The sequence below is a fragment of the Anaeromyxobacter sp. genome (genome assembly GCA_016718565.1).
GTDB lineage: Bacteria > Myxococcota > Myxococcia > Myxococcales > Anaeromyxobacteraceae > JADKCZ01.
Map to the genome: position 1 here is coordinate 756,102 of JADKCZ010000002.1, position 11,472 is coordinate 767,573.

Annotated in this window: 2 protein-coding genes; both read left to right on the forward strand. The window is 75.8% G+C overall.

Translation table 11 applies throughout. The annotated features are described in order from the left end of the window. Positions 1-248: 248 nt before the first annotated feature. Positions 249-9,386: a CxxxxCH/CxxCH domain-containing protein gene (locus IPO09_10165; protein ID MBK9517699.1), complete on the forward strand. Its 9,138-nt coding sequence runs from the start codon at positions 249-251 to the stop codon at positions 9,384-9,386. A gap of 1,031 nt (positions 9,387-10,417) precedes the next feature. Further along, positions 10,418-11,374 (forward strand): hypothetical protein, encoded by a 957-nt coding sequence (locus IPO09_10170; GenBank protein ID MBK9517700.1) that lies wholly within the window; start codon positions 10,418-10,420, stop codon positions 11,372-11,374. Positions 11,375-11,472: the final 98 nt, after the last annotated feature.

Here is an 11,472-nt window from a genome sequence, read left to right on the forward strand (position 1 = left end):
AACGTCTGCTGAAGGGCGACCGACCCACCCTCCTCGCGGCCCCGCCGCGCGGACGGTGGGTCGTGCCATATCCCCCATGCCCCAGCGGCCTGGGTGAGATCCCCCACCTCGTCCCTCGTTCATGGCTCGGGCTTGATCCAGATCAAGCCCTGGGGCGGGTCGGACGGCCTGGACCGTGCAGTCACGCGCGAGTCCCCTGCAGCCCGCTTGAGCCGTTCGCCGGAAGCCCGGCACCCCGAGGCCACCACATGCGCCAGCACCTCCTTGCCGCTTCCGTCGTCGTCGCCCTGGCCGCCGCCCTCTCCGGCTGCGACCAGGCCAGGCAGGTCACGGCGCCGGCGACCGGCTCGACGAGCTGCACCGGGTGCCACGGCGACGTCGACGGCGACTCCGGGGCCCCGCCGCGCGACGTGGCCGGCGCCACCTCCACCGAGGCAGTCACGGTCGGCGCCCACACGGCCCACCTGGCGGCCGGCGTGGACTGCGCCGCCTGCCACGTGGTGCCCGCCCGCATCGCCGACGCCGGCCACATCGACGCCGGCGCCACGCCCAAGGTGAAGTTCTCCGGCAAGGCCACCCTCGACGGCGCCGCCCCGACCTGGAGCCGGACCGGCGGCGGGGGCAAGGGCACCTGCTCCAACGTCTACTGCCACGGCGGCACGCTGCGCCTGGGCTCGCGCGGCGAGGGCGTCACGCCCACCTGGGCCGGCAACCCGCCCGCCCTGGTCGGCGGCCCCTGCGGCGCCTGCCACGGCACGGCCGCCACCAACGGCGCGCCGGCGGGCCACGGCGCCGGCCTGGCCCAGGCCGACTGCGCCACCTGCCACCCCGACTCCACCCTGGCCGACGGCAGCCTCAAGCCGGCCAGCGACGGCGGCCTGCACCTCGACGGCGAGGTGCAGTACAGCGCCGCGGCCTGCGCCGGCTGCCACGGCGACCCGGACCGCGCCGAGCGTGAGACCCTGGCGAAGGCCGCGCCGCCGGCCGACGCCAGCGGTGCCCTCACCGGGGCCAAGGTCGGCGCCCACCTGCGCCACGTCTCCAGCGTGACCGGCCTCGGCTCCCGCCTGAGCGCGCCCTTCACCTGCGCCGAGTGCCACGCCGTCCCCACCGCCGTGCCGCACCCGGCCGGTGCGCCGGTCCAGTTCGGCACCGCCACCGGCACCCTGGCCAGGGGCCCGGCGGGCACGCTGAGCCCCAGCTACGGCGCGGCCGGCGGGACCTGCAGCTCGACCTACTGCCACGGCGCCGGCCTGCTCGGCGGCAGCAACAAGACCCCGGCCTGGACCGGCACCGCCACCTGCGGCACCTGCCACTTCCTGGCCTCGCCGCCGGCGCCGCACCCCGCCACCGACCGGGCCGGCCTGGTCATCAACGTGGCCACCCAGTGCATCCAGTGCCACCCGGGCACGGTGCTCGCCACCGGCGGCATCAACGTGGCCAACGGCCTGCACGTCAACGGCGTGAAGGACGTGGACTACCACGCGCCCGGCTTCGCCGCCGCGGCGGCCCACGGCGGCCCGGCCAAGCAGGACCTCGACGCCTGCCGCGCCTGCCACGGCGCCACGCTGGACGGCGGCCCGGCCTCGAACGGCGTCTCCTGCAACCAGTGCCACGGCGGCACGGCCTGGCAGCAGCGCTGCACCCTCTGCCACGGCGAGGCCAACCGGGCCGCGGTGGCCGGCCAGCCGGACGTCGGCCAGCCGCCGGTGAACGCCGCCCTGGCGGCGCCGCCGCTCGGCTCGCAGGACGAGAGCGCCACCGGCAGCCACGCCGTCGGCGCCCACCTGGCCCACGTGGCGCCCGGCCCGCTGGCCCGCGCCTTCACCTGCCAGCAGTGCCACGGCTCGCCGCTGCCCACCGACCTGGGCCACCTCGACGGCCTGGTCCGCATCGGCTGGCAGCTGGCGGCCACCGGCGGCTCCACCCCGGCGCCGGCGGCCGGCGCCTACCCCCGCACCCCCGCCGCCGCCTCGCCCATCACCTGCGCCAACTACTGCCACGGCGCCACCCTGGGCGGCGGCACCCGGAAGGCCACCGACGGCTCGGCGCTGCCCGTGGCCTGGACCGGCGGCGCCAGCGAGGCCGCCTGCGGCACCTGCCACGGCCTGCCGCCGGCCTACGCCGCCCCCGCCTGGCACGCCGTGAGCTCGTCCGGCTGCGCCACCTGCCACGGCTACGACGCCTCCGCCATCGACACCGCCCGGCACGTCGACGGCACCCTGGACCTGGTGGCCGGGCTCGACTGCTTCGCCTGCCACGGCACCCGCGCCGCCGGCAACAACGCCCCGCCGCGCGCCGCCTCCAGCGCCGCGGTGGCCACCACCGACCCGCGGGTCGGCGCCCACCAGGCCCACGTCCGGGCCGGCGCGCTGGCCGGCGCCTTCGCCTGCACCGCCTGCCACGGCACGCTGCCCATCGCGCCCGATCACGCCGACGGCGCGGTCACCCTGATCTGGGGCGCCCTGGCCACCTCCGGCGGGACCCCGGCCACGCCGGCCGCCGGCGGGGTCACCCCCGGCACCACCGCCACCTGCGCCAACTACTGCCACGGCGGCAGGTGGGCCGCGCCCGGTCCCGCCAACGACCAGTACCGCGGCGGCAACACCTCGCCCGACTGGACCGCTGGCCCGGCCGAGGTCTCCTGCGGCTCCTGCCACCTGGTGGCCCCCACCAGCCCCGCCCACGCCTCGGTGACCGCCACCAAGAACTGCGGCCAGTGCCACACCGGCTACGACTGCACCACCGGCAACCTGGCCGCCTGCACCGTCAACGTCACCGCCCACGTCAACGGGGCCACCGACGCGGGCGGGCAGACCTGCGCCTCCTGCCACGGCTCGGCCGCCAACTTCGCACCGCCGCTCGCCTCCAACGGCGCCACCACCGGCGTGAAGGTCGGCGCCCACCAGCGGCACCTGACCGGCACCACCCTGCGGGCCGCGGCCATCGGCTGCACCGAGTGCCACGCCGTGCCCACGGCCATGAACCACCTCGACGGCACCACCGGGGTCACCTGGGGGGCGCTGGCCACCACCGGCGGCGTCCTGCCCACCCCGGCCGCCATCAACGCCGCCTGGGAGGCCGCCCCCACCTGCACCAACTACTGCCACGGCGGCGAGTGGGCCGCCAACGCCGCCTACCGCGGCGCCACCACCGCCCCGGGCTGGCTGGGCTCCGCCGCCGACGTGGCCTGCAACGACTGCCACCAGGCGCCGCCCACCAGCCCGGCGCACACCGCGGTCACCGCCACCACCAGCTGCGCCACCTGCCACCCCGGCTACGTCTGCACCTCCGGCAACCTGGCCGCCTGCACCGTCGACAAGGCCGTCCACCTGAACGGCGTGGCCGACGTGACCCCGCTCTCCTGCGCCACCTGCCACGGCACGGCGGGCCGCGCCGCCACGGCCGGCTCCTTCGGGCCGGCCAACTCCTCCGCCAACCTGGCCGCCGTCCCGCCCCTCGACACCCTGGGGGCCTCGGGCGGCGTCCGCGTCGGACCGCACCTGTCGCACAGCCTGCCCCAGGTGCCGGCCAGCCAGATCTACAAGCCCATCCTCTGCTCCGAGTGCCATGGCCTGGCCGTGAACGGCTACACCACCACCCACTCCAACCTGGCCTCCGACGTCACCTTCGCCAGCGCCACCGGCGCCAACCTGGGCGGCGTGACCCCGGCCATCGTGCAGGGCACCGCGCCCACCGCCGACACCTGCACCACCTACTGCCACGGCGCCTCGCTGACCGCGGCCCAGCGCGGCTCGGTGGCCACCTGGTCCTGGACCAGCACCGGCGCGGCCACCTGCGGCTCGTGCCACGCCTCGCCGCCGGCCGACCAGTTCCACACCCGCCTGGCCAAGCCCTCGGCGGCCACCACCTGCAGCGCCTGCCACGCCTCGGTGGTCAACGCCACCGGCGGCATCGTCTTCACGGGCACCGGCGCGGCGGCCACCACGCTGCACCTCAACGGCATCCGCCAGGCCAGCAGCGCCACCTGCACCAGCTGCCACGGCACGCCGGGCGGCAGCGCGGCCCCCCCGACGGCCTCCAACGGCAACACCCTGACCACCCAGCCCAAGGTCGGCGCCCACCAGGTGCACCTCACCGGCCTCCGGCTGCGCAGCGCGGCCATCGGCTGCGCCGAGTGCCACGTGGTGCCCACGGCCCAGAACCACGCCGACGCCACCACCACCGTGGCCTGGGGCGCCCTGAGCTCCACCGGCGGGCTGGTCCCGACCCCGGCGGCCATCACCGCCGCCTGGGAGACCACCCCCACCTGCACCAACTACTGCCACGGCGGCACGTGGGCCGCCAACGCCGCCTACCGCGGCACCACCACCGCCCCCAGCTGGACCGGCACCGCGGCGCAGGTGGCCTGCAACGCCTGCCACCTGGCCCCGCCCACCAGCCCGGCGCACTCCGGCGTGACCGCCACCACCAGCTGCGCCACCTGCCACCCCGGCTACGACTGCACCAGCGGCAACCTGGCCGCCTGCACCGTCAACAAGGCCCTGCACATCGGCGGCTCGCTGGACGTCACGCTCGACTGCACCTCCTGCCACGGCACCGCCGGCCGGCTGGCCGCGGTGGGGATGCTGGGCCCGGTGGAGGGCGCCACCCGCCTGGCCGCCGCGCCGCCCCGCGACGCCGCTGGCGCCGCCACCTCCAACAAGGTCGGCCCGCACCAGGGCCACGTGAACCCCGGCGCCACGCAGGCGCTGGTGCCGCTCCTCTGCGCCGAGTGCCACGGCGCGGCGGTGAACGGCTACACCACCACCCACTCCAACCTGGCCTCCGACGTCACCTTCGCCGCCGCCACCCGCTCCAACCTGGGCGGCGTGAGCTCGGCCTGGACGCCGGGCGCGCCGGGCGGCTGCACCAGCTACTGCCACGGCACCTCCTTCACCGCCGCGCAGCGCGGCTCGGTCACCGCCTGGCGCTGGGACACCATCACCGCCGCCGGCTGCGGCTCCTGCCACGCCTCCCCGCCGGCCGACCCGGCCCACACCTCGCTCGCCAAGCCCTCGGCGGCCACCACCTGCAGCGCCTGCCACGCGGCCACCGTCTCGGCCGGCGGCGCCATCCTCTTCAGCGGCGTCGGCGCGGCCGCCACCACCGTCCACATCGACGGGACCCGCCAGACCTCGGCCACCTGCACCAGCTGCCACGGCACCGCCGGCGTCAACGCCGCGCCGCCCTCGCTCGCCAACGTCGCCAACACCAACGGCGTGGGCGCGCACCAGGCCCACGTGGCCACCGGCGCCATGACCACCCGCTCGGTGGCCTTCGCCTGCACCGAGTGCCACCCCAACCAGACCTCGATGGCCCACGCCAACGGCGGCGCGCCCGAGGTCAGCTTCGCCGCCGGCCTCTCCGGGGTCGCCACCACCTGGTCCAACACCGCCTCCAGCTGCGCCACCAGCGCCTGCCACGGCGGCGCCGCCTCCCAGGCCCAGTGGGGCGGGACGCTGCCCACCCCGATCTGGACCGACGCCGGCGAGACCTTCCGCGGCTGCACCGCCTGCCACGGCTCGCCCCCGCCGCTCAACGCCGCCACCCACCACCCGCCGAACCCCACCTGCGCGGCCTGCCACCCGGCCGGCGCCACCGCCACGGCGATGACCGGGGCGGCCGCCGCGGCCCACGTGGACGGCACCACCAACCGCACCCGCACCGGCTGCACCGAGTGCCACGGCGACCTGACCGCCACCGGCGTCGGCAACGCCGACGGCCGCGCCGCCCCCGGCTTCAACGCCGCGGCGGCCTCGGTCCGCGGCGCCACCGCCGCCACGGCGCCCGCCGTCGGCGCCCACGGCCGCCACCTCACCGGCACCACCCTGCGCACCGCGGCCATCGCCTGCACCGAGTGCCACCTCGTCCCGGCGGCCGGCAACCTGGCCCATGCCACCGGCGCCGGCAGCGGCGGCGCCTTCGCCACCGTCACCTTCGGCGCGCTCTCCGGCACCGGCGGCCTGGTCCCGGCCTACGCCGGGTCCACCTCGGCCACCACCAACGCCAGCGCCGGCTCCTGCGCCTCCACCTACTGCCACGGCGGCAGGTGGGCCCCGGCCGGCGCCACCAACGACCAGTACCGCGGCTCGCTGCCGGCGCCGTCCTGGACCGGCGGCACCGCCGCCTCCGCCTGTGGCGCCTGCCACCGGGTGGCGCCCACCAGCACCGCCCACGCGGCGGTGACCGGCGCCACCAACTGCGGCAACTGCCACCCCGGCTACGACTGCACCACCGGCAACCTGGCCGCCTGCACGGTCAACCGGACCAGCCACCTGAACGGCGCGGCCGACGCCGGCACGCTCACCTGCGCCTCCTGCCACGGCACCGCCGGCCGGACCGCCACCGTCGGCACCCTGGGGGCCTCCGAGTCCGCCAACAACCTGCTGGCCGCGCCGCCCACCGACACCCAGGCCGCCACCACCGGCGTCCGCGTCGGCCCGCACCAGGCCCACAGCGTCCCGGCCGCCCCGGGCGCGCAGATCTTCCGCCCGGTGGCCTGCTCCGAGTGCCACGGCGTGGCGGTCAACGCCTACACCACGGCGCACCCCAACGCGGTGACCAACCTCACCTTCGCCAGCGCCACCGCCGCCAACCTGGGCGGGGTGGTGCCCAGCCTGGTGCAGAACACCGCGCCCACCGCCGACACCTGCACCACCTACTGCCACGGCGCCTCGCTGACCGCGGCCCAGCGGGGCACCACCACCACCTGGCAGTGGAACACCGGCCTCACGGTGGACTGCGGCTCGTGCCACGGCTCGCCGCCCGGCGACGCCTTCCACACCCGCCTGGCCAAGCCCTCGCCGGCCACCGCCTGCACCACCTGCCACGCCTCGGTGGTCAACGCCGCCGGCGGCATCGTCTTCAGCGGGGTCGGGGCGGCGGCCACCACGCTGCACATCAACGGCGTGCGGCAGGCCAGCAGCGCCACCTGCACCAGCTGCCACGGCACCGCCGCCGCCGGCAACGCGGCCCCCCCGGTGAGCACCACCGGGGCCGCCACCGGGGTGAGGGTCGGCGCCCACCAGCGCCACCTGACCGGCACCAGCCTGCGCGCGGCGGCCATCGGCTGCGCCGACTGCCACACCGTGCCCACCGCCATGAACCACGCCTCCGGGACCACCTCGGTCACCTGGGGCACGCTGGCCTCCACCAGCAGCGTCGTGCCCACGCCGGCCACCATCGACGCCGCCTGGGAGGCCACGCCCACCTGCACCAACTACTGCCACGGCGGCAAGTGGGCCGCCAACGCCACCTACCGCGGCGTCACCACCGCCCCGAGCTGGCTGGGCACCACCGCCGACGTGGCCTGCAACGACTGCCACCTGGCGCCGCCCACCAGCCCGGCGCACGCCACCGTCACCGCCACCACCAGCTGCGCCAACTGCCACCCGGGCTACACGTGCACCTCGGGCAACCTGGCCGCCTGCAGCGTCAACCTCTCGGTCCACCTGAACGGGGTCTACGACGCCGCGGCGCAGACCTGCGCCTCCTGCCACGGCACCGCCGGCCGCGTCGCGGTGGGGGGCACCTTCGGCCCGGCCAACTCGGCCAACAACCTGATCGCCGTGCCGCCTCTCGACACCCTGGGGGCCGCCAGCGGCGTCCGCGTCGGCCCGCACCTCTCGCACAGCGTGCCCCAGGCCCCGGCCAGCCAGGTCTTCCGGCCCATCCTCTGCTCCGAGTGCCACGGCACGGCGGTGAACACCTACGGCACGGCGCACTCCAACCTGGTGACCAACCTCACCTTCGCCAACGCCACCAACGCCAACCTGGGCGGCGTGACCCCGACGCTGGTGCAGAACACGGCGCCCACGGCGGACACCTGCACCACCTACTGCCACGGCGCGTCGCTGACCGCGGCGCAGCGCGGCTCGGTCGCCACCTGGTCCTGGACCAGCGCCGGCGCGGCCGACTGCGGCTCGTGCCACGCCTCGCCGCCGGCCGACCAGTTCCACACCCGGCTGGCCAAGCCCTCGGCCGCCACCACCTGCAGCGCCTGCCACCTCTCGGTGGTCAACGCCGCCGGCGGCATCGTCTTCACCGGCAGCGGCGCCGTGGCGGCCACCCTGCACATCAACGGCGTTCGCCAGGCCAGCAGCGCCACCTGCACCAGCTGCCACGGCACCGCCGCGGCCGGCAACTTCGCCCCGCCGGCGGCCACCACCGGCGCCACGCTCACCACCGACCCCAAGGTGGGCGCCCACCAGCGCCACCTGACCAGCGTCCGGCTGCGCGGCACGGCCATCGCCTGCGCCGACTGCCACACCGTGCCGAGCGCCGTGAACCACGCCACCGGCACCGCCACCGTGACCTGGGGGGCCCTGGCCAGGACCGGCGGCCTGGTCCCGACCCCGGCGACCATCACGGCGGCCTGGGAGACGACGCCGACGTGCACCAACTACTGCCACGGGCAGGAGTGGGCGGCCAACGCGACCTACCGCGGCGTGGTGACGGCGCCGAGCTGGACGGGGACGGCGGCGCAGGTGGCCTGCAACTCCTGCCACCTGGCCCCGCCGACCTCGGCCATCCACCCGGTGCCGTACCCGACCACCACCAACTGCTCGAGCTGCCACGCCGGGTACAACTGCGTCACGTCGAACCTGGCGGCCTGCACGGTGAACCTGACCACCCACCTGAACGGGGTGCCTGACTCCAGCGGCGGGACGTGCTCGTCCTGCCACGGCACGGCTGGCCGGGTCTCGGTGACGGGCACCTTCGGCCCGGTGAACACGGCCAACAACCTGCTGGCGGTGCCGCCCAACGACACGGCGGCGGCGGCCACCGGCGTCCGCGTCGGTCCGCACATCTCGCACACGGTTCCGCAGGTGCCGGCCCAGCAGATCTACAAGCCGGTGCTCTGCTCGGAGTGCCACGGCGTGGCGGTGAACAGCTACACCAGCGGCCACACCAACTCGGCCACCGATCTCACCTTCGCCAACGCCACCGCGGCCAACCTGGGCGGGATCATCCCGGGCATCGTGCAGAACACGGCGCCCACGGCGGACACCTGCACCACCTACTGCCACGGCGCCTCCTTCACGGTGGCGCAGCAGGGCGTGACGACCACCTGGTCGTGGAACACCGGCGTGGCGGTGGCGTGCAACTCCTGCCACGCCTCGCCCCCGACCGACCCGGTCCACACCTCGGTGCCGAAGCCCTCGGCGGCGACGGTCTGCGTGGCCTGCCACGCCTCGGTGGTGAACGCCGGCGGCACCATCGTCTTCGCCGACGCCGGCGGCCGGCACGGTGGCGGCGGCCTGGGAGACCACGCCGACCTGCACCAACTACTGCCACGGCGGCAAGTGGGCGGCCAACGCCAACTACCTGGGCGCCACGCCGGCGCCGACCTGGACCGGGACGGCTGCGATGGTGGCCTGTGACGACTGCCACCGGGCGCCGCCCACCAGCTCGGCGCACGTGGGGGTGACGTCCACCAAGAACTGCCAGGACTGCCACCCGGGCTACAACTGCACCACCGGGAGCATGGCGACCTGCACGGTGAACGCGGCCAACCACATCAACGGCGCCTACGAGCCGGCGGTGACGACCTGCCAGAGCTGCCACGGGTCGGCCACCAACTTCGCCCCGCCGCTGGCGACCAACGGCTCGACCACCGGCGTGAAGGTGGGCGGGCACCAGGCGCACCTGGTGGGCACCACGCAGCGCGCCACGGCCATGGCCTGCGGCGACTGCCACACCGTGCCGACCCTGCAGACCCACTCCAACGCGGTGGTGGGCTTCACCTGGAACGCGCTGGCCACCACCGGCGGGCTGGTCCCGACGCCGTCGGCGGCCACCGGCCTGGGCGCGGCGACCACGCCGACCCTGACCACCTGGGAGGCCACGCCGACCTGCACCAACTACTGCCACGGGCAGAAGTGGGCGGCCGACGCGGTCTACCGCGGCACCATCACGGCGCCGAACTGGAACAGCGGCGTGACGCAGCAGGCCTGCGGCACCTGCCACCGGGTGGCCCCGAACAACACCAACCACACGGCGGCCAACGCCGGGACCCAGAACTGCAGCGCCTGCCACACCGGCTACGCCTGCCTGGTGACCAACCTGGCGGCCTGCACGGTGAACAAGACCATCCACGTGAACGGGACGGCGGAGGCGACCGGCGGGTCCTGCATCGTCTGCCACGCCACGACGGCGGGGGCGCGGCGACCCATCGTGCCGGAGTTTGCCCTGGCCTGGTCGCACAAGCGGTCGGCCGCCGGCGCGGTGACCAACTTCGACTGCGCCGTCTGCCACATGGAGGGCGACCCCGCCACCGGCAACGCTGTCTCGGGCGTCCACCAGAACGGTGTCATCAACCTGCGCGACCCGGATCTCGGGACCGAGATCGTCAACGTGACCTACACGGCCGCGACGGCCACCACCCCCGGGCAGCTACGGCGTGGGGACCGGCGTGCTGAACATGGTCGACTTCAGCCGCAACCTCGCGAGCAACGTGCTCGAGCCGGCGGTGCAGGCCATCATGGTGAACCAGTGCCTCAAGTGCCATGACGCCAACGGCGCCAACAGCGCGCTGGCGCGGGTGCCGGGCGGGACGGCGCAGAAGCCGTTCAACACCACCATCTCGGGCGCGGCCTACACCGGCGCGGGCATGACGGCGGGCGGCATCCTGGGCGGCGTGGTGGACGTGGCGGCCTCCTTCGCCACCACCAACGCCTCCTACCACCCCATCCTGGGCCAGCAGAACAACTCCTTCGTCGGCAACCTGCGCATGCAGCCGCCGTGGAACACGCGCAGCCCGGCCAAGACCCCCGGCACCATCGGCACGGTCGCCTCCTACGGCTTCCTGATCTCGTGCTGGGACTGCCACGCGCCGCTCGGCACCACCAGCGCCACCACCCTGACCGCCACGGTCACGGCCCACGGCGGCGCCACCACGCTGCGCCAGGCCGGCTGGACGGTGAACGCCACCAACATCTGCACCGTCTGCCACCTGGTGGTCCCGCTGGTGGGCGCCACCACCAACTCGCACGGCGTGGGCTCGGCCTTCTCCGGCGGCGGCAACAGGCCCCGGCGGCATCGCCCGCACCTCCTGCTGGCGCTGCCACGGCAGCCTCAACACCGGCAAGCCGGCCAGGCCCATCTCGGCGCAGGACGTCCACGGCTTCAACGCCATGTCGCCCAGCCTGGGCACCGACACGCGTGGCCGGTGGGCGGCACCAACACCTACCGCCCGTTCGGCTTCATGCGCAGCGCCGGGGCCAGCGGCATGTGGGTGACCACCAGCTGGAAGCCGCTGTCCGGGCCCAGCGTCCCGGCGGGCACCGCCACCTGCGGCGGCACCGCCGCCCTGGGCGCCGGCTGCTCGAACAACGACCACCTCGGCTACACCCCGGGCGGCGTCTACTAGCCGCGGCGGGACCAGGCGGTCGAGGCACCTGCGCGCCGCACCCTGGCTCCGGCCAGGGGCGGCGCGCTGCTTCGTGGCGGAGCGGGCGAACCGCTCCA